General features: G+C 35.0%; 30 protein-coding genes and 1 tRNA gene. 28 read left to right on the top strand and 3 right to left on the bottom strand.

Annotated features, from left to right (window positions below):
• Positions 1-94 precede the first annotated feature (94 nt).
• The 28 genes from HNP65_RS01650 to HNP65_RS01515 all read left to right on the top strand — a co-directional run bounded on the left by HNP65_RS01650 (position 95) and on the right by HNP65_RS01515 (position 20,961).
• Positions 95-355, top strand: coding sequence for a hypothetical protein (locus tag HNP65_RS01650; RefSeq protein ID WP_184618647.1), 261 nt, complete (start codon positions 95-97; stop codon positions 353-355).
• Positions 356-365: 10 nt separating this feature from the next.
• On the top strand, positions 366-539 hold the full coding sequence (locus HNP65_RS01645; protein ID WP_184618646.1) for a hypothetical protein: 174 nt from the start codon (positions 366-368) through the stop codon (positions 537-539).
• A 110-nt stretch (positions 540-649) separates the two neighbouring features.
• Positions 650-1,150, top strand: a complete 501-nt coding sequence (locus HNP65_RS01640) for a hypothetical protein (protein WP_184618645.1) — start codon at positions 650-652, stop codon at positions 1,148-1,150.
• Entirely contained in the window at positions 1,131-2,399 is a 1,269-nt protein-coding gene (locus HNP65_RS01635) for a terminase large subunit domain-containing protein (protein ID WP_184618644.1), read from the top strand. Before HNP65_RS01640 ends, HNP65_RS01635 begins: the two co-directional genes overlap by 20 nt.
• Before the next feature lie 13 nt (positions 2,400-2,412).
• Complete coding sequence (locus HNP65_RS01630) at positions 2,413-3,645, top strand: phage portal protein (protein ID WP_184618643.1); 1,233 nt, start codon at positions 2,413-2,415, stop codon at positions 3,643-3,645.
• Positions 3,620-4,423: a phage minor head protein gene (locus HNP65_RS01625; RefSeq protein ID WP_184618642.1), complete on the top strand. Its 804-nt coding sequence runs from the start codon at positions 3,620-3,622 to the stop codon at positions 4,421-4,423. Before HNP65_RS01630 ends, HNP65_RS01625 begins: the two co-directional genes overlap by 26 nt.
• A 14-nt stretch (positions 4,424-4,437) precedes the next feature.
• Positions 4,438-4,704 carry a hypothetical protein gene (locus HNP65_RS01620; RefSeq protein ID WP_184618641.1) on the top strand — a complete coding sequence of 89 codons (267 nt, stop codon included), beginning with the start codon at positions 4,438-4,440 and terminating at the stop codon, positions 4,702-4,704.
• 21 nt (positions 4,705-4,725) lie between these two features.
• Positions 4,726-5,412, top strand: coding sequence for a DUF4355 domain-containing protein (locus HNP65_RS01615; protein WP_184618640.1), 687 nt, complete (start codon positions 4,726-4,728; stop codon positions 5,410-5,412).
• Between the two features lie 5 nt (positions 5,413-5,417).
• Entirely contained in the window at positions 5,418-6,251 is an 834-nt protein-coding gene (locus HNP65_RS01610; protein ID WP_184618639.1) for a N4-gp56 family major capsid protein, read from the top strand.
• 45 nt (positions 6,252-6,296) lie between these two features.
• A complete protein-coding gene (locus HNP65_RS01605; protein ID WP_184618638.1) occupies positions 6,297-6,455 on the top strand; it encodes a hypothetical protein in 159 nt (52 codons plus the stop codon).
• 5 nt (positions 6,456-6,460) lie between these two features.
• The gene (locus HNP65_RS01600) at positions 6,461-6,931 is read left to right on the top strand and encodes a hypothetical protein (protein ID WP_184618637.1); all 471 of its coding nucleotides are present in this window, start codon (positions 6,461-6,463) and stop codon (positions 6,929-6,931) included.
• The gene (locus tag HNP65_RS01595; protein WP_184618636.1) at positions 6,928-7,398 is read left to right on the top strand and encodes an HK97 gp10 family phage protein; all 471 of its coding nucleotides are present in this window, start codon (positions 6,928-6,930) and stop codon (positions 7,396-7,398) included. The genes HNP65_RS01600 and HNP65_RS01595 overlap by 4 nt, the downstream gene beginning before the upstream one ends.
• Complete coding sequence (locus HNP65_RS01590; protein WP_184618635.1) at positions 7,391-7,750, top strand: hypothetical protein; 360 nt, start codon at positions 7,391-7,393, stop codon at positions 7,748-7,750. The genes HNP65_RS01595 and HNP65_RS01590 overlap by 8 nt, the downstream gene beginning before the upstream one ends.
• Positions 7,751-7,764: 14 nt before the next feature.
• Complete coding sequence (locus tag HNP65_RS01585) at positions 7,765-8,733, top strand: phage tail tube protein (protein WP_184618634.1); 969 nt, start codon at positions 7,765-7,767, stop codon at positions 8,731-8,733.
• 12 nt (positions 8,734-8,745) lie between these two features.
• Entirely contained in the window at positions 8,746-9,111 is a 366-nt protein-coding gene (locus tag HNP65_RS01580) for a hypothetical protein (RefSeq protein WP_184618633.1), read from the top strand.
• Positions 9,095-9,580 carry a hypothetical protein gene (locus HNP65_RS01575; RefSeq protein ID WP_184618632.1) on the top strand — a complete coding sequence of 162 codons (486 nt, stop codon included), beginning with the start codon at positions 9,095-9,097 and terminating at the stop codon, positions 9,578-9,580. Before HNP65_RS01580 ends, HNP65_RS01575 begins: the two co-directional genes overlap by 17 nt.
• 5 nt (positions 9,581-9,585) lie before the next feature.
• Positions 9,586-12,726 carry a phage tail tape measure protein gene (locus HNP65_RS01570; protein WP_184618631.1) on the top strand — a complete coding sequence of 1,047 codons (3,141 nt, stop codon included), beginning with the start codon at positions 9,586-9,588 and terminating at the stop codon, positions 12,724-12,726.
• A gap of 39 nt (positions 12,727-12,765) precedes the next feature.
• On the top strand, positions 12,766-13,104 hold the full coding sequence (locus HNP65_RS01565; protein ID WP_184618630.1) for a hypothetical protein: 339 nt from the start codon (positions 12,766-12,768) through the stop codon (positions 13,102-13,104).
• A gap of 4 nt (positions 13,105-13,108) precedes the next feature.
• Complete coding sequence (locus HNP65_RS01560) at positions 13,109-14,278, top strand: phage head spike fiber domain-containing protein (protein ID WP_184618629.1); 1,170 nt, start codon at positions 13,109-13,111, stop codon at positions 14,276-14,278.
• Positions 14,279-14,293: 15 nt separating this feature from the next.
• Positions 14,294-18,016: a phage tail protein gene (locus HNP65_RS01555; protein ID WP_184618628.1), complete on the top strand. Its 3,723-nt coding sequence runs from the start codon at positions 14,294-14,296 to the stop codon at positions 18,014-18,016.
• A 58-nt stretch (positions 18,017-18,074) separates the two neighbouring features.
• Positions 18,075-18,329, top strand: coding sequence for a hypothetical protein (locus HNP65_RS01550; protein WP_184618627.1), 255 nt, complete (start codon positions 18,075-18,077; stop codon positions 18,327-18,329).
• A gap of 29 nt (positions 18,330-18,358) precedes the next feature.
• Positions 18,359-18,514 carry a hypothetical protein gene (locus HNP65_RS01545; RefSeq protein ID WP_184618626.1) on the top strand — a complete coding sequence of 52 codons (156 nt, stop codon included), beginning with the start codon at positions 18,359-18,361 and terminating at the stop codon, positions 18,512-18,514.
• 114 nt (positions 18,515-18,628) lie between these two features.
• Positions 18,629-19,408, top strand: coding sequence for a metallophosphoesterase (locus tag HNP65_RS01540; protein ID WP_184618625.1), 780 nt, complete (start codon positions 18,629-18,631; stop codon positions 19,406-19,408).
• Positions 19,409-19,412: 4 nt separating this feature from the next.
• The gene (locus HNP65_RS01535; protein ID WP_184618624.1) at positions 19,413-19,691 is read left to right on the top strand and encodes a hypothetical protein; all 279 of its coding nucleotides are present in this window, start codon (positions 19,413-19,415) and stop codon (positions 19,689-19,691) included.
• Entirely contained in the window at positions 19,663-20,001 is a 339-nt protein-coding gene (locus HNP65_RS01530) for a hypothetical protein (RefSeq protein ID WP_184618623.1), read from the top strand. Before HNP65_RS01535 ends, HNP65_RS01530 begins: the two co-directional genes overlap by 29 nt.
• Positions 20,002-20,017: 16 nt before the next feature.
• Positions 20,018-20,209 (top strand): hypothetical protein, encoded by a 192-nt coding sequence (locus HNP65_RS01525; RefSeq protein WP_184618622.1) that lies wholly within the window; start codon positions 20,018-20,020, stop codon positions 20,207-20,209.
• On the top strand, positions 20,199-20,480 hold the full coding sequence (locus HNP65_RS01520) for a hypothetical protein (protein WP_184618621.1): 282 nt from the start codon (positions 20,199-20,201) through the stop codon (positions 20,478-20,480). Before HNP65_RS01525 ends, HNP65_RS01520 begins: the two co-directional genes overlap by 11 nt.
• A 4-nt stretch (positions 20,481-20,484) precedes the next feature.
• Entirely contained in the window at positions 20,485-20,961 is a 477-nt protein-coding gene (locus HNP65_RS01515) for a transglycosylase SLT domain-containing protein (RefSeq protein ID WP_184618620.1), read from the top strand.
• 134 nt (positions 20,962-21,095) lie between these two features.
• On the opposite strand, the gene HNP65_RS01510 is transcribed toward HNP65_RS01515, so the two are convergent.
• From HNP65_RS01510 to HNP65_RS01500, 3 genes are all read right to left on the bottom strand, one after another.
• Positions 21,096-21,172 (bottom strand) — tRNA-Pro (locus HNP65_RS01510).
• Between the two features lie 24 nt (positions 21,173-21,196).
• Entirely contained in the window at positions 21,197-22,087 is an 891-nt protein-coding gene (locus HNP65_RS01505) for a cation diffusion facilitator family transporter (RefSeq protein WP_184618619.1), read from the bottom strand.
• Entirely contained in the window at positions 22,080-22,382 is a 303-nt protein-coding gene (locus HNP65_RS01500) for an ArsR/SmtB family transcription factor (RefSeq protein ID WP_184618618.1), read from the bottom strand. The genes HNP65_RS01505 and HNP65_RS01500 overlap by 8 nt, the downstream gene beginning before the upstream one ends.
• Positions 22,383-22,417: the final 35 nt, after the last annotated feature.

Raw genomic sequence — 22,417 nt, 5'->3', positions numbered from 1 at the left:
TTTTAAAGCGCAAATAGCCAAAATAGTTTCAAACAAAATGGTAGCGGGAATTTAGATAAAGAGCTTGCCCGCTGTGGGAAAGGGGCGTGGGTTAATGAATATTAAAACACTTAAGATTAACGGTTTTGAATATGAAGTGCAGTTTCACGATGATTTAGGCGGGGATATGGTAGGAAATATTGACTATGTAGAAGGAATCATCAACGTAGAAAAACACTCCAAAAAAGGAATGCTACTTACTCTACTCCATGAAGCTATTCACGGAATACTTTTCTCAGCTCAAGCACTTGCACATGGAATTTATACCTTGATAAAAGACAATCCTGAACTGGTAAAAGCTATCAAAAATAGTTAAAGGTGAGAAAATGAAGCATACTTGTAAGAATTGCAAGTATTTTGCAATGATTCCTAATTTTTGGGATGGTTTGTGTACTCGTACAGGTAAAATTGCTTGGGAAAAAACGGCAGCTTGTAAAAAGTTTGAGATGAAAGAAAATAAAGTTGAGAAAAAAGGGAAAGAACAAAAAGATAAAAACTGACTAACCGACAGAATAGGGCGCTGAAAGAGATCTTGAAAGGGGAGAAGTGGTATCCTTTCAACCTTTCAACCTTACAAGAAACCTTTCAACCTTTAAGGTGGTGATAAAACATGTATCAGGCACGTTGTAAAGTATGTAATTCAACACATCGTGAAGAAATAGAAGAAAGGTATCAAAATGGAATGAGTGCGTCTGCCATAAGTAGATGGTTGGAAGAAAGCTTTAATGAAAAAATAAGCCATGTTGCAATTAAAAACCACATGTCAAAACACTTCAATGTAAAAGAAGTTGTCCAGAAAGAATATATTAAAAAGAAATCGGACAATCCAGAAAAGCGGATGAAAAAATTTGTTGAGGAAGAGCTGGATGAGATAGAAGAGCTTGATTCTATTATGCGGGAATCAAAAGAACTGCGCAAAATTGCGTTTGAAAGGATAAAAGAAGCTACACGTCCGAGATCTGTAGAAGTATGGAATTCTACATGGAGCAATGCATCAAGAGAGGCAATTAGAGCAATGAAAATGAAAATGGAAAAGCTTGGTACCACAGCAAAAGATGATTTGGTGAAACTACTCAAGGAGATGTGGGAGGATGAGAACGTGGAAGAATGATCCTGTCTTATTTGCAGAGAAATTTTTTAACTGGACTGCGCATGAAGCACAAAAAACTATTTTACGAGCAAAGGGACAGGTTATAACAATAGCAGCTGGAAGAAGATTTGGGAAATCAGAAGCAATGGCAATAGATTCTTTGTTTTATTCATTCAAACATCCACAAACAATCCAATTTATCATTGCACCAACTTATGATCAATCTACAGTTATTTTTGAAACAATACTGAAATTTCTTTCAAAATCTCCATGGCAAGGGTTAATTGAAAAGATTAAATACTCACCGTATCCAATTTTAAAGTTTTTACATAATTCAGAAATACACGCAAGATCTGCTGATAAATATCACAACTTGAGAGGTAGAAAAGCACACAGAGTAATACTAGACGAAGCAGCATTTATTAAAGATGAAGCGGTTTATGAAGTTATAGAACCGATGTTAGCTGACTACAACGGGCAAATGATAAAAATATCTACTCCATATGGCAAGAATCATTTCTGGGAAACATACATGAAAGGATTAGAAGGAGTTCCAGGATATGTATCATTCCAATTCCCATCATCTGCTAATCCATACATATCACACGAATTTCTAGAAGCCAAGAAAAGTGAATATGGTGAAAGTTCCTTGCGTTGGAGAATTGAATATCTTGCTGAATTTGTTGATGAGCAAGATCTGGTATTTCCATGGCATTTAATTGATTCGGTTGTTGAAGATTATCAAATCCCTGTTTCTAAGGAAGATAATAGCGTTTACTACATGGGAGTTGACGTTGCAAAGTATGAAGACTGGACCGTGATTATTGTTTTAAACCAAGATGGTAAATTAGTGTATTTTGAACGCTTTAATCGTAAGCCATGGAGTTATGTGGTGAATAGAATTGCTGATGTGCAAAAAGAATATAATGCACACGGTTATATAGATGCTACAGGCGTTGGAGATCCAATTTGGGAAGCATTAACTGAAAAAGGCGTTTATTTAGAACCGTTTAAATTTACTTCACAGAGTAAACAACAAATTATTGATACTCTGCGTGGAAAAATGGAAAATAAAGAAATTGTTATTCCAAGGATCCCAGAATTAATCGATGAGTTGAGATATTTTGAATACGAAATGAGGCCAACAGGAACTATGAAATTAGAAGCAAGGTACGGTTACCACGATGACTGTGTAATGGCTTTAGCGCTTGCTGTTTACGGTGCCACGAACAAACAAGAAGCAAAGAGCTTTAATCTGGACATTGTGTAAGGTGGTGAAATAGATGGCGAAAAACTATTACGAATTATTTGTCCTTTTTTACGGTGAATATACCGAAAACTATTGCAAACAAAAAGGATTGTTTATAGATTACGACTCAAAAGGAAACTTAAAACATATTACAAAAAGCCTTGTCGACTATGCATACGAGATTATATCAACTGATTATTCGCTTATATTTGGCGACAATTTTGAACTTGTAGTACCAGATAACGAAAATGCAACAAACAAACTAAATGAAATATTAAAACAAAACAACTTTGACAAGACTGCAAGATTGTTTGTTATCCAGGGCTTGATTTTAGGAGATAGTGCTTTAAAGATTGGGCGTGATGATAACGGACAGATACGAATAGGGATTGTAAAACTTTTGAATGGAACACTCGATTATGTTATGGAATATGGGCAGGTTGTAGCTTGGGTGTATGAATACAGCATGAAGCACAAGGAAAGTACGTTAAATGTAAAAGAAGTTTATACAAAAGATAGAGTGCAGATTTACATAGGTGACAAGTTAGTAAAGGACATACCAAACAGATACGGTGAATTTTGGCTTATACATGTAGCAAATACGCCGAGTTTAAAGGATCCTGTGTGGGGTGAAAGTGAACTCGAGAGGATAGGGGATACCATAGACGAGATGAATTCTACTTTATCCAGAATATCTGCAATTGAAGATATATATGCAAAGCCAAGAATCATAGCAAGTGGAATTAGAGATGCTTCAAACTTAAAGCAAGAACACAATGTATGGTCCACGCCAGATAATGCAGAACTTAAGATCTTGGAATACAACGGAAACGTAATTCCTTCGATGTTAAAGAAGTACGAAATGTTAGAGAACTATTTACGCAATAAATGTCCAGAGCTTATTCTTAACGACCTTGGCAATATTTCTGGATATGCTTTAAAACTTAAACTTTCCAAACTAATCAAGAAGATTAAAAACTATAGATCTGTTTATTTTGAAGGCATTAAAAAGCTTGCAAAGCTTGCACTCGCAATGGACGGGGTTGTTGTTAACGAGGTACAGGTAAATGTAGATCCTGTAATTCCAGCAGATGAAGTAGAAGATTTGAATAAATGGATTAATTTAATCAGCATGGGATTAGTCAGCAAAAAAACGGTTGCTGAAGCATTAGGTTTTGACTACGAAAGCGAACAGAAAAAAATTGAGGAAGAAAACAGCTGGTATATGGAGATGATGGACAATGAACCTGGACAAAAACCTAAATAGGATTGAACGAAGACTGATACAACGTAATTTATCACTCTTAAAGCAACTACTTGAAAGATTGATTGGATTGTTAATGACAAACGAAATTGGTACAAGAACTTTAGAGTGGTTAAAAATTCAAATTCAGCAACAAACAGAAAGCTACATATCAGAATTTGAAAAATATTTAAACAAGGAGCTGCTGAATACATTTAAGTTGTCTAGTAAATTAGCTCATTCAACAATTAATCAACCATTTTCGGGTGTCCCTTCAAATGCCATGCTGTGGTTTAACGAAAATTTTATGAGTTTTGAACACACTGTTATGAAGAACTACGCAGGCGATTTAATGCGAATAATTGAAAACACACTTACAGCAGGAATAATATCTGGAACACCTAACGATGTACTAGCAAAAATTCTTATCAAACAAATTCCACCAACGGCAAAACGGCGTATAACTGTAATGGTAAGAGATCAAGTTGGTCATGCAATGCAACAAGGAATTTGGAGAACGTATGTAGAATACGAAGAAGTAATTGACAAATTCAAATGGTCTGGGCCGAGTGATTCAAGAACCACGGCGTGGTGTGCAAACAGAAAAAAACTAACGCAGGAAGAACCATGGACTAAAAACGAAATTGAACGATATATTGAAACAAATCCACGTAAATTAAAAGGTCTAGAAATCCGAGCAGACCATGGAACGTTTTTACATCCACATATTCAATGTAGGCACAGACTGTTAGCTTTACCAAAGCCTGCTAAGTTAATTGGAAACCAATTTCTAAATCAGTAGTGAGGTGGTGATTCATGGCTGATGTTTTAAAAGACAGGACTTGGGGTAATGTACCACCAGTAGGCTCTTCAAAGCGTGAAGATATGCCAGCACATGTATTTCTGGATCCAAAAAAAAGAAGATATCCATATAAGAAAAAAGTAAACGGGCAATGGAAGCCTTCATGTGCTGGACTACTTGCAGCATATAGAAGAGCCATGATGAATAAAGATGCAGAGATAGCAAGCAAGGCAAAAAGCCTTGCAATTCAGTACAAATGTCCTTGGGCAAGTAAAGAATAAAAATAAAAGGGAGGTATTAGCATGAGTGAATTGGAAAAGAGGGGCATTGACATCCAACTCTTTGCAGAGGGGGATGAAAATGCAACTCAACAGGAACAAAAGCCAGTAGAAAACACAAACCAAGAAGAAGCAATAAAAGACGATGGAGATCCTATTGAAGTATTAAGAGCAACAGCTATACAGCTGGGGCTCAATCCTGAAGATGTTGCGATTATGACAAAAAAAGAATTACAAAGTCAGATTGATAGTGCAGTTACTAGAGCAATAAAAACAAGGGAGGAGAAATTGAAGAAACAGGCAGAAATAGAGAAGATGAAGGAAAAAGGGCAATATGAACAACTCTTGAGGCAGGAAAGAAAAGAAGCACTTGAAGATCTTAAAAACACATACTTACAGGCAAAAGGTTTACCAAATGAATTTGGAGTATTAATCAACGTAGATCCGTTAGCAGATTTGTCACTAACTGAAGCTAAAGAGCAATTAGTTTCCACACTTGATTCAGTAGCACAGAAGATAAACGAATTGGTAGAAGCCAAAGTAAATGAGAAGTTGAAAAGTCTAGAAGCTGGATCATTTACGCAATCTTCAAACATACCAGAAGCATTACCAAAAACACGCGATGAACTTTTAAGCTTACCGTATGAAAAACAGGTAGAGATATTCACAAAATATCCTGACCTATACAATAAATTAATGCAAGGAGGTTGATTTAAATGGCAAACGAAACATTAAAAACTAACATGGTAGTTCCAGAAGTATTTTCAAATATTGTTGAAGGTGAATTTACATCAAAAGCCAAACTTTTAAAATTTGCTACTGTTTACAATAATTTGGTTGGAAAACCTGGCGATACAATTCACTTTCCAAAATGGGGAACATTAAGCGAAGCAACTGATTTAACAGAAGCAACAGCAATGGGAACTGAAGTACTTGGAACATCTGACGTATCAGCAGTAATCAAAGAAATAGGTAAAGCAGTTGAAATTTCCGATACAGCTGTTTTAACTGCAATTGGAGATCCAATAAGCGAAGCTGCAAGACAACTTGGAATTGTTATTGCTAACAAAGTTGATAGCGATATTAAAGCCGAACTTGAAAGCACTACACTTGCCGTTGATTATTCAGCAACTGGAGTAATTGATTATAATGCAATAGTTCAAGCACTTGCAAAATTTGGTGAAAACTATGATGACATTCTTGCACTTGTAGTTCACTCAAAACAAGCAGCTGACTTGTTAAAAGATAGCAATTTCATTAATGCAGCAGCATTCGGACAACCAGTTATGGTAAACGGCTATGCAGCAATTGGAAAAGTCGCAGGAATTCCTGTTGTGATTTCCGATAGAATAACCAAAACAGCTGGAACACCAGATACATACACTGCATTGTTATTAAGAAAGAACGCAGTTGCACTTGCATACAAGAGACAACTCAAGATTGAACAAGATAGGGACATCTTAAAAAGAACAACAGTAATTGCTGGAACAATGCACTATGCAGTCAAACTCTTGGACGAAAACAGAGTAGTTAAGATAATCACACAATAATTGAGGGCGGGTTAATCCCGCTCTCTTTTTTAGTGAGGTGAAAGAATGGGTATCGGAGCACTTCGCAGACATTATGAACAGAATAATAAACCTGAATCAAAGGAAGTTGAGCTTAAACACGAGCTAGAAAAAGAACCAGAGGTTGAAAGGGAGGTAGAAGAAGTTAAAAAACAAGCTAAACCAAAGAAACGCAAAAGGAAGTGATGTGAATGACTAATCTAGAATACATCAGAATGAAAATTCCTGATAAAGATACTAACAACCAGATTTTTACAGATGCAGAATTACAGCAGATTATTAAGGATAATTCAGAAATCAGGTTGATAGTTGCAGAACCAAAGGACTTTGAAGGAAAGATATACCAGATACCGTACAGACATTTAGATGAAACCTACACAGAAAGAGTGTTTATAGACAGCGTTGAAACAACAGATTTTACACTAGACAAAGAAACGGGCGAAATTACATTTACAAATGCTGTTAATGGAATTGTAGTAGTTCAGGCAAAGGTAATAGATTGGAATAATGTTCTTGCCGATTGTTATGAAATGATCATGGGAGATTTTCAGAAGCTTAATTCCTACTCAATACAGAATGCTTCACAGCAATATGACAACACTAAACCACATCTTAGATACTTAGCAAATTATTACAGATCAGCACGCGGGTGGGATTTATGATTGACATAAGTGTTGACAAAAAACAGTTGGTTAAAATCAGAAAGTATGTATCAGACGACAGATTTCGTGAGGTTTTACGTAAAGTTCTATTGGCAGCAGGGATGGAACTTGAAGATATAATTGTTGAAAACATAAAAGAAAGAGCAACTAACACAGGTGCTTTAGCTCAACATTGGACGGTTAAAGACTTGAGTTATGACAAAGTCAAAGTGTTTACTAACATGCAATATGCTCCGTTTGTAGAGTATGGCACAAAACCACATAGAGCACCATTTGAACCAATTTTAAAGTGGGTACAGCAACAATTGCGGATAAGAGGAAAGAAAAGTAAAGGTGTAGCATGGGCTGTATGGCAAAAAATAGCCAAACAAGGAACCCCGGAAAAAAGATATTTGTGTGATGCTTTAGAAGATTTTAATTTGAATAAATGGATAGATGAACTTATAAGGACGTGGGAAAATGTTTAGTCAGATTCAGCCATTAATAACAGGATTACAAGCATATTTTGATAATGTTACATTGACAAACGATAAAGCACTTCAGAAACCAAATAACGCAGTTATTTTTATTGATAGAGTTGTGCCCGAATATTTGACCTCATCTAGGATAAGAAAGACGTGCGAATTAGCAATTATGTTTTCAATTGATGGAACAGCTGACACTGCATATCAAACATCTGATACGAAGATTGCAGATATTGAAAGCGTTCTAGAAAGTACATTTAGTTATTATGAGATTCAGGAAATTCAATACAGCTATGTAAACAATCTGCACAGATTATTTGTGTTTGTACAGTTTACCATACAATGGGAAGAGTAATGGAGGTGTAAATAATGGCTTATACAGGAGCAAAATCCAGTGTGTTACTAGGGATTGAAAATACATTTGGAAGTGAAGCAAAAGCAAAATATAAAATACCTTTCACAAGTGAATCATTAAATCACAAAATTGAAGCAGTAAAAAGTGAAGCTTTTTTAGGTTCCCGTGGTATAAAAGCACTTGCACCAGGCAAAGAAGGAGCAGAAGGTTCCCTGGAACTTGAAATGTATCCATTAACATCCGGAATACTCTTTTACCTTGCATTAGGTAACGCTGTTTTAGAAGACCCAGATGCTACTCCTAGTTCTGGGGATGAATATACTAAAATCACTCCAATTAGCTTATTCGATGAACTCCCAAGCGCAAGCATAGAAGTTAATCATTCAGGGCAAAGTTTTAAATACCTTGGTATGAAAATTAATCAATTGAAATTCAGTGGAGCAGTTGGTGCCATTCCAAAATTAACAGCAGATTTTGTAGGGGTTGAAGAAAAAAGCGGTTCTTTGACTCAGGAGACAACAATTATAAATCCTGATAACGAACCATATTATTTTAAAGAATTAAAACTTTATACTGATAAATTTTCTACAGTTACTGATCTGTACTCAAGTATTGAATTAACAATAAACAATAATCTTGACAATGATGATTACCGACTCGATGGAACAGGTAAGCGTAAAACTGTAGAGGCAGGAAACCTTGAAATTTCTGGATCGATTGATATCATTTTTGATGCTTCTTCGGTTACGAACGAATATGCAGCATTCAAATCTTTTTCAGACTCAGCAATAGGAATCGAACTTGCTAAAGATGCAACCCATACATTGAAAATCTACTTACCAAGGATTAGATTTAGCGAAATGACACATGATATTTCTGATTCTGGAAAGATTATGCTAAAAGCAAACTTCACGACTTTAATTCCTGGAAGCGGCGACATAATTGAAGTGTCAGACTTTACCAACACTACGGGATTATATTAAGGAGGGGATTAAATGAGTCTTTTTGCAAGTAATGAAACAGTAAAACTTTATATTAAGGACAAGAAAGTTGTAAACAAAGAATCGGATACCTGGATTGAGGTACCCAAGGAATTAACTGCAGAACTAAGAGAAGAAGCAGTAACTATTTTCCAAAACTCAAAGGTAGAAGTAACAAGAGATGGGAATGCAATACTGGATTTAGCTGCAGTAAATGCTGTTCCATACAAATTTTTAACAAAAGTAATAAAATCCTGGAGTGAAAGTGTTCCTGTGAATCTGGAAAACATAAAGAAAGTAGAGGCAACTACTCTTTTAAATATCTGGATAAAGTTACAAGAGATGTACAATCTCGGTGGTAGCAATGCTTTTGGAGTTTGAAGATGGAAGCTGGATTGAATATAAAAAACTAACTGTAAGAGGACTTGAATTACTAAGGAAAGGGAGAGTTATTGAGGCTCTCCCTTTTCATATTATTAGGTGGAGTGAAGACGTGCCAATTAATGTAAAAACATGCGGAATGCTTGATCCAAAAGTAGTTGAAGAACTGAGAAGGAAATTACTTGAAAGCGCTGAGCCAATATTATCCCTCGATAAACAAATTTTAAAAAGATGGCTTACGTTGATGCTAAAAGGGCAAACAATAAGAACTTCAGATAGAGAAATTTTTCTAGAAATACAGCAAAATTATTTTCAATATGCATTGTTATACACAGATCATAAGGGAAATATAATCAATCTTCCAGAACAAGGCGGAATTTTAGATCAGCCAGTAGACTGGATGTTTTTCTTATTAGCTTTCAAAACATCTTTTGTAGAGGAACTTGCAAATAACAATAAAGGTAGGTGAGATATATGCCAGCCAGTGAAACATTAAGTGTAACAATCAAAGCATCAGATTCAGCAAGTCCAGTATTAAAAAGTATTTCACAAAACCTTGATTCATTTCAAAAGAAAATAGAATACGCAAGGCAAAAACTTCAACAATTCTCAACAGCAATTAATACTGCAATAAAATACACAGCAGCGTTTACAGGAGCTTTAGCTGGTGCAGTAAGTGCGTCTACTTATTTTGCCGCTAAAGTTGAAAAATCCTTCCAGAATGCACGCACAATGATGAAAATGACACAAGAACAGGCTCATTCAATGCAAAAAGCTTTATCTCAACTTTCAATTCAAAGTGGAAAATCATTGGATGAGTTAAATAATGCATTATATATGCTTGGTTCAGCTGGTGTAAGTGCTGATAATGCTCTAAACGTTTTAAAAGCTACTACAATTTCATCAATTGCTGGTGCAACAGATTTAACAACTACATTTCAAAGTGCTATTTCTATCATCAATGCTTATGGATTAAGTATGGATAAACTTACCACAGTGTATGCAATGCAGTTTGAAGCAGTTAAACAAGGATTAGTTACATATGAAGAATTAGCAAGAGATTTTGGACAACTCATACCATCAGCAAGAAATTTAGGTGTTAGTTTGCAAGAAGCATTAACAGGATATACCGCTTTAACAACCGCAGGATTTAGATCATCTGAAGCAGCAAATGCAGCTGAAGGAGCTTTCCAGGATTTAATGCAACAAGCAGATAAATTCAAGAAGCTTGGCGTTGATATATATGATGCTAACGGACAATTTGTTGGATTAACCAAAGTTGTAGAACAATTGCGAAAAACCATGCAAGGTTTAACAGACGATGAAAAACGTGCATTACTTCAACAACTTAATTTATCAGAAACAGGCACAAGGGCTCTTTTAACTTGGGTAAATAACTACGAAAAGTATCAAGAGGTATTACAAGGCATAAAAGGCGATACTACAGCATTAATGGAAGCATATAAATTGCAAACACAATCCGTTTCGTACCTACTCGATAGATTAAAAGCCAGTATTGGAGCATTAAACATAGCGTTCTTTAATGCAATAAGAACGGGTGTGGTTGATTTACTACAAAAAATGATAGCAGGTGTAATTCAATTAACCAGATGGATTGATAAAAACCGTGAAACAGTTGGCAAAGTTGTATGGGCTTTGCTGAGATTAGGCGTGACAATTCTTGGGGTGTTATTTGCTTTAAAATTATTTACGCAACTTGCCCAAATAGGAACATTCTTACTTAATCCATTTACATTAGCAGTTCTTGGTGTAGTGACTGCGTTATACAAGTTATGGCAATCAAAGAACGAAGGAAAGAGCTTTGCGGATTTCTTGCAATGGTTATGGCAAGGATTAGTGGAAATATTTACCAACATAATTAATTGGATTAAAAGCGTTAACTGGGGAGAGGTTTGGGGAAACTTTACTAGTTTTTTTGGCTGGCTTTGGCAAGGTATGAAATCAGGATTTAAAACGGTATGGAATTGGGCTGTAACTGGTTTAGAAAAATTGTGGGAGATAATGAAATGGCTTGGCGATAAGATCTGGACTGGGATTAAAACAGCATGGGATTGGGTTGTATCAGGTCTTACTTGGTTATGGGAAAACATATTACAACCAATTGGTGAAGGAATTTGGCAAGGTATAAAGACAACTTGGGAATGGGCTGTTAATGGATTAGACTGGCTTTGGAATAATATTTTACAACCCTTAGGTGAAGGAATTTGGAGGGGTCTTAAAACTACATGGGAATGGATTGTGAATGGATTAACTTGGCTTTGGAATAATGTCCTAAAACCAATAAGTGAAGCTACTTGGAATGCAATAACTACTACATGGAATTGGGTTATATCAGGATTGGGATTTATAAAAGAGGTTATGAAATACTTCGGAAATGTTGTTAAAACAACTTGGGAGATTACAGTAAAACTGGTTGGTGATGTGGTTGATTTCTTTAAAAAAGGCTTTGAAAAAACTGGTGAAATTGCAGTAAAGAAAGAAGAAATGGCAAAAGAAATTATGGATGATAAATCAACCCCATGGTGGATGAAAATACTTGCATGGATGGGGCTTTATTACGAGCCAGGATTTGCAGAAGGTGGATATACAGGATCTGGTGGCAAATATGAACCGGCTGGAATTGTACATAAAGGTGAATATGTAATACCTGCAAATATAGTTTCAAGATATCCAGAATTAGTTGCAATGTTAGAAAAATTAAGATTGAAAGGATATGCAGAAGGCGGTCTTGTAGATTTAGTTATGAATTATGTATTTGGTGGTGGAGTGGCAAATGACATTAAAACAATAGCAAATGCAGTTCAAACAATTGCAGAACTTGTAAAAGAAAGCAATCCAGAAATGGCAGAACAATTGGAATTAATTGCTAAACAAATGGGTGCTGAAGACAAAGCAGGAACTGAAAAAAAAGAAAAATCAATATGGGAAACTTTAAAAGAAACAGGATTAGCCGTTTTACAACAATTTGGGGAGAATTTTTTAAATTTGGTTGGTACTTTACAAAACGTTCAAGCATTATTAGACCCAATCGGTACACTTGCTCAAGGCTTGTTTAATGTACTTACCCCATTAATAGACGGTGCATTAAAACCATTTGTAACTATTTTAATGTCGCTTGGAAACCTATTAGGCACATTGTTAATGCCTGTTTTACAAATAATTCAACCGCTTCTAATTATAATTGCCCAATCCATTGCGTGGGTGTATAACACAGTACTTGTGCCAATAGCAAGAGGCATTTACTTTATTTTTGGACTTGTAAGAGAAGGATTCGTAAGACTTTACAACTGGATAGCTGGTAGTTGGCTTGGTAAATTACTTGGTTTACAAAAGATGGCTGAAAAATCTATGGACCAAATTTGGAAAGAGGCACAGGAAAAAATCCCAAATATTGATTTAAACACAATGGAAACAAGTAATCTAACACAAGAATACACCGCAAATGTAACACGCTCAGGTCCGGAGACTGTATATAACATAATAAATCTCTACGCAGATGAAAGCTTTATATTAGATAGCAAAAGCAAGTTCTACGATTTCTTAGCTGAAGCTGTTCAGGAGTTAATAGACACGGGACAGGTAAAGTTTGCATAACGGGAGCGTAAGCTCCCATTTTTTCTAAGGAGGGATAAAATGGTTCAAAGCACGGAAAAACCATCTGAAATTCAAATAATAAAAGTAATAGATGACCTGAAACAAGGCAAGGTAAAGATTACATATGCTTTTAATTATGGTATACAAGAAAAACAAATTGAAGAACAAGTTGTGAGAGAAGATGGAACAGTAGATACTGAAATACGCACTGTTTATGAATACTACCAATACATCTCAGAAGCAGAATTTGATTTAATGTTAAAACCGTTTATTGCTGAGTTATTGAAACAAATGTATAAAAAACTTGAAATGACAATATTAACCCGACTTGCGGACGCGCAAAGCGAATTACCAAAAGAAATAACGCTCGAGGAGTGAGAATATGGCACTTGTTAAAACAAATTACGGCTTAATCTACAACGAAGACAGCTCGCTTTGTGTTACCGTGCGTGATGACGACAAGCCGTTTGAGGGTGTAAAAAGTTTTGCGGTGGAAGAGGGGACGGAGAATTTAGTACCAAAAGACTTTACTTTGTGGAGCCTAAACTCTACTCCGCAAGTCACATTAAATGATACAATAAATCCTATAGGCATAGAAGAGTATAAATTAGAAAATTCCGCGCATAGCTGGCAGTATATATATTATCAGGTATCTGTTATAGAAAATCAACAATACACATTTTCTTGTTATTTTAGAAAAGATGCTGGCACTACACGTGCCTGGATAGAAGCCAATGATGGAAGTGTTAATCAAACTCTTGTTTTTGACCCATCAACTGGTACAATATCTAAAACTCCTGCTAATGGTATGTATACTTTAACAGATTTAGGCACTCATTGGCGAGCTTCTATTACTATAACAATAGCATCTAGTGTAACCTCTACAAAAGTTAGAGTTGGAGCTTTTTATGAAAGGTATGGTGATGGTACAGGAAAATATGCAATTATTTCAGCACCTCAGTTTGAAAAGAAGCCCTTCGCAACCAGCTTTGTTGACGGGGCAAGGAATGATGGCAAATTGTTAGTATTAAATGACACAATCATTAAAAACTTTTCTCAAACAGGTTTTGTTGTGGATGGGTATTTTGAGCGTAACAAGGTAGTAGAAAGTTCAGAATCGTTTCGTTTGTTTTCATGCACTGAAGGTGGCGGATTCAATATTGAAAAATACCCAAACGACGATATTCGATTGGCGATAAACGATGGGGGCAGTTATAAACTTGTGTACCTAAATAACCAGTCTTTTCTCAACGACTTAGATTGGCATTTTGTTGTTTTAGCATACGATGCTACAAGCAAAATTGCTAAAGTATATATAGATGGTGTTTTAGATGTTTCAGCGTCATTATCAAGCGGGCTTTACTTTAAAAATGACATTGAATATAAATTAGCAATAGGGCATGAATATCCTTCCGGGAATTGGTTTAATGGTATGATAGCTAATTTTCATATAGCCCCATATAACCCGAACAAATGGACCGACGCATACATACAAGAGCTTTACAACATTAAAAAAACATTTACATTACCACCAAGAATGCCAATTGTATAAAGGACGGTGATATAAGTGTTCGCACCAATAAATGTAAGTTCTGAATTTATTCCTTATGTAAGACATCTTACAAAATATAAGAAAATATTGTTTTACGCAAAGATAGATGGGACTAACTGGTATGACTTAAGTGATTATGTATTAAAGGTACAAACAAGCAATAGAATTGAACTTCTTGAATCTCCTGCAATCGATTCAGCGGTAATTACTGTAAAAAATGAGAATAATGCGTTTACCCCTACACAATACAATGATATTTTTGACCCTGCAAATGGGAAACTTAACGGGACACCAGATAATGATTATCTAAACAAAACTTGGGAAGTTAAATTATTAGTTGAAGTTGATAATGGCACAACAAACACACAAGTACCTATATTCTATGGCTGGAAGCCTGCAAATGCTATAACGGAAAAACATAAAACTGCGGATATTGAGCTAAAAGACTTACTTTGGATTACAACACAAAAGAAACCGACAAATCCTTTGTTATATACAAGCTATACTCCAGACCAAATAATAAACGATATTTTAGTTAATCGGATAGGTTTAGATGCTAGTTATTTAGATTTACAGTCCCTTACAACCACTTGGGAAGTATTTATCGCAGATAATAACAAAACATGGTGGCAGATACTTCAGGAAATAGCAGAGGCTACAGGCGGAAAGCTTACATGCACTCCAAATGGAAAAATAGCATTTAGAACACGAATTGAAAACTATACAGAGCCAGCAACAGCGGTTACTATCACAGCTGATAATATAAAGAACTATAGTATAAATAACAAAAGGCAGTATAACCAAATAAAGGTGCAATCTGAAGGATATGAGATAGGTTCAGCTCCAGAGTATGTTATAGACCACGAATTACAAGGTGATGCAAGTATAATCAAGGCTGGAACCCAAGGTACATTCGAACTTGAATACACAAGCGAATATATAAAAGACCCTGATACAACGGTATATATAACTTACTATTTGAACGATACCCCAGTAGGAACTGATGTTGCATTCACTGCTGGAAGTGATGACGGAAATATCAGATTAGATGAATTAAATGCATATCCCGACAAGCTTGTTTTAAAGATTACAAACTTAACTACATCAGATTACACTATAAAACATATAAAGTTTTCTGCAATACCTATAAAGAAAAAAACAGAACTTACTGTAACGAAACCAAATCAAACAACGGAGCCAGATTCAGAACGTTCATTTACTTCATTTTATTCAACCGAAGCTATGCTCTCTAATGTAGCAGATGCCGTGTACGAAGAAACCACAAAGAATATAAAATTTGAACTTCAGTTAAACGAATTTTATCCAGATATATTTGCAGGAAATCTTATCGAATTACAACTACCACCAAAAGGCATTTCTACAGGTAAGTTCTTAGTTTACAGCATAGAGCATGCACTTGAAGCAAGAAAATTTACTACAACTATAAACATAGTTGAATGGTCTGATGTAGTGTTCAGTATAGATGACAAAACAATCATTAAAGCTACTTCCGATGTGCAAGTACCACAAGATATAACAGACTTAGAACAACAAATACAAACAGTTAATGGGGATGTGCAAGATTTACAAACACAGGTTAATACAATAGACAATAGAACAGACTACATAGATGGTTTAGCACCAGCTACACCAACAGGACTTGCTCTTGCAACAATAAATGAAAATGGATTAAGTTTTGTGACAGCTTCCTGGAACGCAAACACCGAAAGCGATTTACTAGGATACGAACTTGCTTGGAGTTATGATGGCATCAACTGGAATTATATTACTACTTCTGATACGTTAGTAAAATTTGAAGTGCCAGGCAATATTAAAATTTATGTAAAAGTAAGAGCTTATGATGCAGAAAGCAAGAAATCAAATTGGGCCACAACACAGAGCATAACAAGCGCAAAAGACACAACGCCACCTGCAACCCCAACGGGATTAACCGCTACAGGGCTATTCCAAAAAGTACTTCTTGAATGGAACGAAAACACAGAACCTGATTTAGATAGTTATGAAGTTCAAGTTGCGACCGATTCGGTATTTACACAGAATATAAAAACGTTTAAAATGAATGCTACAACATATACTTTTGCAGGGAATTCGAATACGACTTATTACTTTAGGCTTAGAGCGGTTGATAAGAGTGGCAATAAAAGTGGTTGGAGTTCATCTGTGAGTGCCACTACAACCAAAGTATATGATGAGGACTTAGAAAGCCAAACTTTAAATGATACTGTCGACGAATTAAATGCATTGTCCGAAACTGTGGATAACGTAGAAAATTATGCAAGGCAAGTCACGTTCGTTTTAAATAGCAACTTTGAAGATGCAAAAGGGCAAGGCTCTCTTGATGGATGGCATACGTGGGCTGGTGGTGGAACAGTCGTAGAAGTATCAGACGGTGTCGGCGGGAAACACGCTGCCACAAACAACGACGGTCAAGTGTGGTGGGCATATTCAAGCAGAGTGCCAATAGACCCTAATAATACATATATTGTAGAATGTTATGCAAGAACTCTTAGTGGAAGTAATGGTGTATTCTATTTGGCGGTTGTTTTGTTTGATAAAAATGGTAATAATATTTCTGGGGATGGTACTTGGTGGTATTATCCAGCAAAAGCAGTTGTTCCACCTTCAAATTGGACAAGATACATCGGTTTGTTTGGCGCTGGAACCAGCAAGCCGTTTCCATCAAATGCACGATATATGTCTGTTGGATTTATTTTGAATTATAATGGTAGAAATAGAAAAATGCAAGTGCAGCAACCACGAATAAGGTTGGTAATGGATAGTGTATACATAAAAGACGCAGCCATTACTTCTGCTAAAATAGGTAACGCAGCAATACAAGAAACACATATCAGCGATGCTGCAATAAGCACAGCCAAAATTAAAGACGGTGCAATAACAAATGCTAAAATAGCTAATTTAGCAGTTGATAACGCAAAAATAGCAAATATGGACGCAGGCAAGATAACGACTGGATACTTAAGTGCCGATAGAATACAAGCTGGCAGTTTAACTTCAGACAAACTTGTTGTTCAGCCAGCAAATTCTCTGCCAGAAGGGACAATAGCATACTGGGTTGATTCGTTGGTGGACGTTGTAAACGGAATAGTACCAGACGGTTATACAGAAACAAATCTCGCTCCATATATTACATTAACATCGGATAACGCACCAGAAGGTAGTGTTGTAGGGGATTTGCTGGCAGGAAACAAAATATATGCTGGGAAAAGCATACAAGTTGGAAACAAAGTTTTTATAGAGAATACTCCCGAAGACAAAGGGCGAATAAGGGTTAATAGTGGCGGTGTGGACATTGTGAAAATTGGGGAAGATGCATTAGGGACAGGGCAAGATGGTATTCTTATTAAGAATGGTAAATTAAAATTGGAAGATTCGTCTGGTAGTATTACTTTTGATGGTTCGTTCAAAACGATGCAATTAAATTCGTTGATTACAGTTGATGTTGAGCCTTCCAGTGTACAAAGAATTGACTTAGGAATACCAGAATCTGATAATCCGCCACTTTTAATAATACAAGCATATGCCTTGAACGGAAAAACAAATGGTTGTTATATGATTGCTGACTCTAACGTAAACTATCAAGCAAGTCTTCGTTATAGTTATTTTTCTAATGGTACAAATTGGGTTGTAGATTTAGTTAATTATCAAAGTGGAACATATAAGTTTTTAATTTATGTATTTACAATTAAAATAACTTAAAAAGGGGTGATGTTATGAAGTATTTGATGATTGCGTTGAGTATTGTATTAGTTTTTTAATGTTTGTGGGTTGCACAACAATAGAAGACAACAGAGCCTTTGGTATCGTTGTTGAAGATAACGTTGTGAAAATACAATTTTCTTTAACTGCCCAACCACAAATAGTTATGTTAGTTGATGCTGCCACAGGCGAACGTGTAGAAATGATACAAGGGGCTAACAATATATATTCGGCAACGTTGCTAAACCTAAAAAACGAATGGTTTATAGAAGTCTGGTTTAAAAACGGTGACCACAAGATTTATAATAAGTAAGTTTATATAAAAAAACGGAGGTGTTATTAATGATATTTTCCACTGTTGCACAAACCTATAATTCCACAAATATTAGAACTTTACTATCAAGCAGAGATACCACCGTTGGAGCAAAACTTAAAGCTATCTCGAATAGAGATTCCCAAAGAAATAGAATAACATTGTCCTTTTTAAATCGATTTTAAGGCATGTTTCATAAGGCAAGATGTAATTATATATCTGAATAGGTAAAACCTATCATAACGGCGAAGTTTAGCCCTCTTTTTGAGGGCTTTTTTTATGCCGAAAGGGGGTTTCAGATGCAAAAACTTATTGAATATGAATTTGAACATTCAGTATCGATTGTAGGTATTGCTGATTTGCATCTTGGTAGTCCTGAAAGTCGTTTTGATGAATTAGTTGAATACTTAGATATAGATAAAAATTCAAAACTTATCTTAGTAGGCGATATGTTGGATTATGCAATAAAAGATTCCGTAGGCAATGTATATGAACAAATTGAAAATCCACAGAGTGCCACAAGATTGTTAGCCGAGTTTCTACGAAAGTATAAGGAAAGAATTTTGGTGGTTGTAAATGGAAATCACGAGGCCAGAATTCAGCGTGCTGTTGGTTTAGATCCTGTTGAATTATTATGTGAGGACTTTGGAATTCCTTATGAATCAGAGCTGGCAACAATCAAAGTGGCTTTGAAAAAGGTCAATTATGGTTCTAAAAAAAGGGTTCCATTTCTTATAGTTGCAGGCCACGGATACTCATCTGCACGAACAATTGGTGGAAAAATAACAGCAAATGCAAGAATTTCTGAAGTAATATCTAATGCTGACATATATATTACCGCACACACTCATCAACCATCTGTAGTTAAGCAAAAAAGAATGCTTATAGATCCAAGAAACAATAAAATTCTGGAGCAAGATTATTATATCATAACGGTTCCAAGCTGGTTAGGTTTTGAGAAATATGCACGTAGGAAGTTTATGAAACCCAGTGCTGGTGGTATTATGAGACTTAATCTTGGATTTCATGTAAAAAATAGAGGAACTATTTCTAAAGATATTCATGTGGAAATGAGGTGAGAATGTGAAGAAAATATTTAAATTCTTAAAGAATTTCTGGTGGTTAATCTTGGCAGTCCTTGCATTTGTTGCAGGACTTTCTTTTAGAAAAGGAAAGAAAAATCCAGATGTTGAACTCATGAAGAAGCAACGCAAAGATTTACAAAAGGAAGAAGAAAAGCTTAAGAAAGAGCAGAAAAGGTTAGAAAGGGAGGCGGAAGAAATTGAGAAGAAAAAGTATTTTGATAATCCTGATGACGCTGTTAGGTTTCTCAATGATACTTTTCGCAAACGAAACAAATAATTATAACTTTATTCAACAATCTCCTGATGGGAAATTTTATTTAACCGAAGACTCTGTAATTGAATTAGCAAACTACATAAAACAGCTACAAGAATTAAATGCAAATTACTTAAAACAAATTGAAAATCTTAAGGCACAAATAGCAAATTTAGAAAAGCAAATACTCAATTTAGAGCAACAAGTAAAAACTTTAGAAGAAGAAAATAACAAACTTCAGAAAGAATTAGAAACAGAAAAAGCTAAAAAACTTGTGTGGACGGTCGTTGCAACAATTGCAATCGGCTCAACTATCTATCTATTTATCAAGTAAGAAGGGAGGGAGCATTGTGAATAAACTATCCAGCAGAAAACTTTGGCTTGCCTTAGCATTAATATTAGTATTTACTGTATTGCTTTGGTTTGGAAAATTAGATACTGACAATTATACACAATCTGTTTTAACCTTATTTGGGATCTACTCAAGTGCTAATGTTTTAACAAAATTTGTAAACAAAAGTGGTGATAACAATGGGAATTGAAGAAAAAATAATTGAACATGACGTTGAAATAAAAGGTGTTAAAGAAGATATTCAGGAAATGAAAAGTGATATTAAAGATATAAAGAAAATGCTAAATGGATATTTAGATAAACGCATAGAAAACAAAATTAAAACAATGTCCGGCTATATTGAAGAAATAGCAATAGACGCATACGCAAAACTTGCAGGGAAAAGGGCTCTCGCATTTGCTGTCTCTGTAATATTATCTTTGGTTACTGGTGCTTTAGCTGGCCGTTTTTTCTGGAGGTGAAATAGTGGATGAAAAAATTGAAGAGTATATTGAAGAAACATGTATAGCAAATAATGTAGATCCAGATTTAGTAAAAGCCATTATCATGACTGAAAGCGGAGGAAATACAGACGCAGAAAGTTATTATGCACGCGGACTTATGCAAATTTCTAAAATTGCTCTGAAGGAAATAAACGATTTATATAGATTAAATTTAACTTGGGATGATATGTTTAATCCATACCACAACATATCAATTGGTGTGTTGTATTTAAAAAGATTAATTGACTACTTCATAACCAAATATCCTTACAATCCGTTTTCTGTTAACTTTGCAATCATGGCATACAACTTTGGTATTGGAATGGTCAATCAATGGTTGAGAAATACAAAACCTGATAATAGGTTCATAGATGAATATATTCCAAAAGAAACAAGAGATCACCTTCTGGATGTTATGTGGTGGTATACGTATTTTAGGAATAGAAAAATTGACAAATAACCCCTCTCTAAATAGATAAAACATTAGCCCCCTATAAAAGGGGGCATTTTTTGGTCTGCCTTAATTTACACAATCGTAACGTACTTAAAGTACCATAAAAACGTGTTTTCTTGCAACCCCGTGGTTTACAATGATGGTCTGGGCGGTGGGACTTGAACCCACGACCTCCAGATCCCGATTCTGGCGTTCTAGCCAACTGAACTACGCCCAGATTCTATTTGATATTTTAACATAGTTAATCTTTTTCTTCAATACAGATATCGTCACAATATTCAGATTCTATTTGTATTGTAGAATGTGAAATCCCATTTTTATTTAGAATATCTTTAACCTCTTTTAAGTATTTATCATAGTCTTTTCCTACAACTTTTATGTGAGATTCAATAAAAAGATTATTACCGTCAAGAGACCATATATGAGTATGATGCATATCTTTGACGAATGGCAAAGATTCAATTTTATCTTTAATATTTTCAAGGTTAACACCATCAGGCACAGCCTGCATAGTTATTGTTATAGCATCTTTTAAAATGTGAATTGATTCAATAATTATATAAGCAGAGATTAAGAAAGTTATTATAGGATCTAAAATGTATAAATTGTAAAATTGCATTATATGACCAGTTATTATTATGGCAATTGATGATAATAGATCACTTAAAATATGGAGAAAAGAAGATTTTAAATTTAGGTTTTCTTTACTATGTGAAAAGAGTAAGATCGCAGTAAGCAAGTTTCCGACAAGCCCAATGTATGCAATAATAAGCATTATGCCAGTATTAATTTCAGTAGGTTGAATAATTTTTCTAATACCTTCGACAATCAATGAAAAGGAAATGGCAAGAAGCACAGTTGTATTAATTATTGCTGCGATAGTTTCAGCACGTTTATAACCATATGTAAATTTTAAATCTCTTGGTTTTTTAGAAATTTTCCTTGCAAAGTAACTTGTTAAAAGCGCGCCTGTATCACTTAAATTATGTAATGCATCTGAAACAAGAGCAAGACTTCCTGAGATTATTCCTCCTATTATTTCCGATAGTGTAATTGCAAGATTAAAGAAAACGGAAAATAGTAATTTTACTCCAACAATGTCTGAATTTTCATGATGGTCATGACTATGCATTCTTGCTACCTCCTCTAAATTCTTCAAGATGTTCAAGTGCAAAATTTATGATTGTTTTTACATGCTCATCATAAAGTTTGTAGTATACTCTTCTTCCGACTTTAGAATATTTTATTAGGTTGGTTTGTCTTAAAATACGTAATTGATGAGAAACTGTAGATTGTGTAGTGTTCAAAAGTTCTTGAAGTTCTGAAACACTACATTCTTTTTTTGAAAGCGCAATCAAGATTTTTAATCTTGTTTGGTCAGATAAAATTTTAAAAAACTCAGAAAGTTGGTATATAGATTCATCCATAGAACTCCTCCTTTAGTTATAATTAATTGTATATA

Origin of the sequence: Thermosipho japonicus (assembly GCF_014201655.1) — a bacterium.
GTDB lineage: Bacteria > Thermotogota > Thermotogae > Thermotogales > Fervidobacteriaceae > Thermosipho > Thermosipho japonicus.
Note: the sequence above shows the minus strand (reverse complement) of the source record. Positions and strands in the feature narration are given on the sequence as shown.

Bases quoted from the DNA above. Each gene is read 5' to 3' on its own strand.
- HNP65_RS01650 (WP_184618647.1), top strand. From the start codon at position 95: ATGAATATTAAAACACTTAAGATTAACGGTTTTGAATATGAAGTGCAG.
- HNP65_RS01645 (WP_184618646.1), top strand. From the start codon at position 366: ATGAAGCATACTTGTAAGAATTGCAAGTATTTTGCAATGATTCCTAAT.
- HNP65_RS01640 (WP_184618645.1), top strand. From the start codon at position 650: ATGTATCAGGCACGTTGTAAAGTATGTAATTCAACACATCGTGAAGAA.
- HNP65_RS01635 (WP_184618644.1), top strand. From the start codon at position 1,131: ATGAGAACGTGGAAGAATGATCCTGTCTTATTTGCAGAGAAATTTTTT.
- HNP65_RS01630 (WP_184618643.1), top strand. From the start codon at position 2,413: ATGGCGAAAAACTATTACGAATTATTTGTCCTTTTTTACGGTGAATAT.
- HNP65_RS01625 (WP_184618642.1), top strand. From the start codon at position 3,620: ATGAACCTGGACAAAAACCTAAATAGGATTGAACGAAGACTGATACAA.
- HNP65_RS01620 (WP_184618641.1), top strand. From the start codon at position 4,438: ATGGCTGATGTTTTAAAAGACAGGACTTGGGGTAATGTACCACCAGTA.
- HNP65_RS01615 (WP_184618640.1), top strand. From the start codon at position 4,726: ATGAGTGAATTGGAAAAGAGGGGCATTGACATCCAACTCTTTGCAGAG.
- HNP65_RS01610 (WP_184618639.1), top strand. From the start codon at position 5,418: ATGGCAAACGAAACATTAAAAACTAACATGGTAGTTCCAGAAGTATTT.
- HNP65_RS01605 (WP_184618638.1), top strand. From the start codon at position 6,297: ATGGGTATCGGAGCACTTCGCAGACATTATGAACAGAATAATAAACCT.
- HNP65_RS01600 (WP_184618637.1), top strand. From the start codon at position 6,461: ATGACTAATCTAGAATACATCAGAATGAAAATTCCTGATAAAGATACT.
- HNP65_RS01595 (WP_184618636.1), top strand. From the start codon at position 6,928: ATGATTGACATAAGTGTTGACAAAAAACAGTTGGTTAAAATCAGAAAG.
- HNP65_RS01590 (WP_184618635.1), top strand. From the start codon at position 7,391: ATGTTTAGTCAGATTCAGCCATTAATAACAGGATTACAAGCATATTTT.
- HNP65_RS01585 (WP_184618634.1), top strand. From the start codon at position 7,765: ATGGCTTATACAGGAGCAAAATCCAGTGTGTTACTAGGGATTGAAAAT.
- HNP65_RS01580 (WP_184618633.1), top strand. From the start codon at position 8,746: ATGAGTCTTTTTGCAAGTAATGAAACAGTAAAACTTTATATTAAGGAC.
- HNP65_RS01575 (WP_184618632.1), top strand. From the start codon at position 9,095: ATGCTTTTGGAGTTTGAAGATGGAAGCTGGATTGAATATAAAAAACTA.
- HNP65_RS01570 (WP_184618631.1), top strand. From the start codon at position 9,586: ATGCCAGCCAGTGAAACATTAAGTGTAACAATCAAAGCATCAGATTCA.
- HNP65_RS01565 (WP_184618630.1), top strand. From the start codon at position 12,766: ATGGTTCAAAGCACGGAAAAACCATCTGAAATTCAAATAATAAAAGTA.
- HNP65_RS01560 (WP_184618629.1), top strand. From the start codon at position 13,109: ATGGCACTTGTTAAAACAAATTACGGCTTAATCTACAACGAAGACAGC.
- HNP65_RS01550 (WP_184618627.1), top strand. From the start codon at position 18,075: ATGTTTGTGGGTTGCACAACAATAGAAGACAACAGAGCCTTTGGTATC.
- HNP65_RS01545 (WP_184618626.1), top strand. From the start codon at position 18,359: ATGATATTTTCCACTGTTGCACAAACCTATAATTCCACAAATATTAGA.
- HNP65_RS01540 (WP_184618625.1), top strand. From the start codon at position 18,629: ATGCAAAAACTTATTGAATATGAATTTGAACATTCAGTATCGATTGTA.
- HNP65_RS01530 (WP_184618623.1), top strand. From the start codon at position 19,663: ATGATACTTTTCGCAAACGAAACAAATAATTATAACTTTATTCAACAA.
- HNP65_RS01520 (WP_184618621.1), top strand. From the start codon at position 20,199: ATGGGAATTGAAGAAAAAATAATTGAACATGACGTTGAAATAAAAGGT.
- HNP65_RS01505 (WP_184618619.1), bottom strand. From the start codon at position 22,087: ATGCATAGTCATGACCATCATGAAAATTCAGACATTGTTGGAGTAAAA.
- HNP65_RS01500 (WP_184618618.1), bottom strand. From the start codon at position 22,382: ATGGATGAATCTATATACCAACTTTCTGAGTTTTTTAAAATTTTATCT.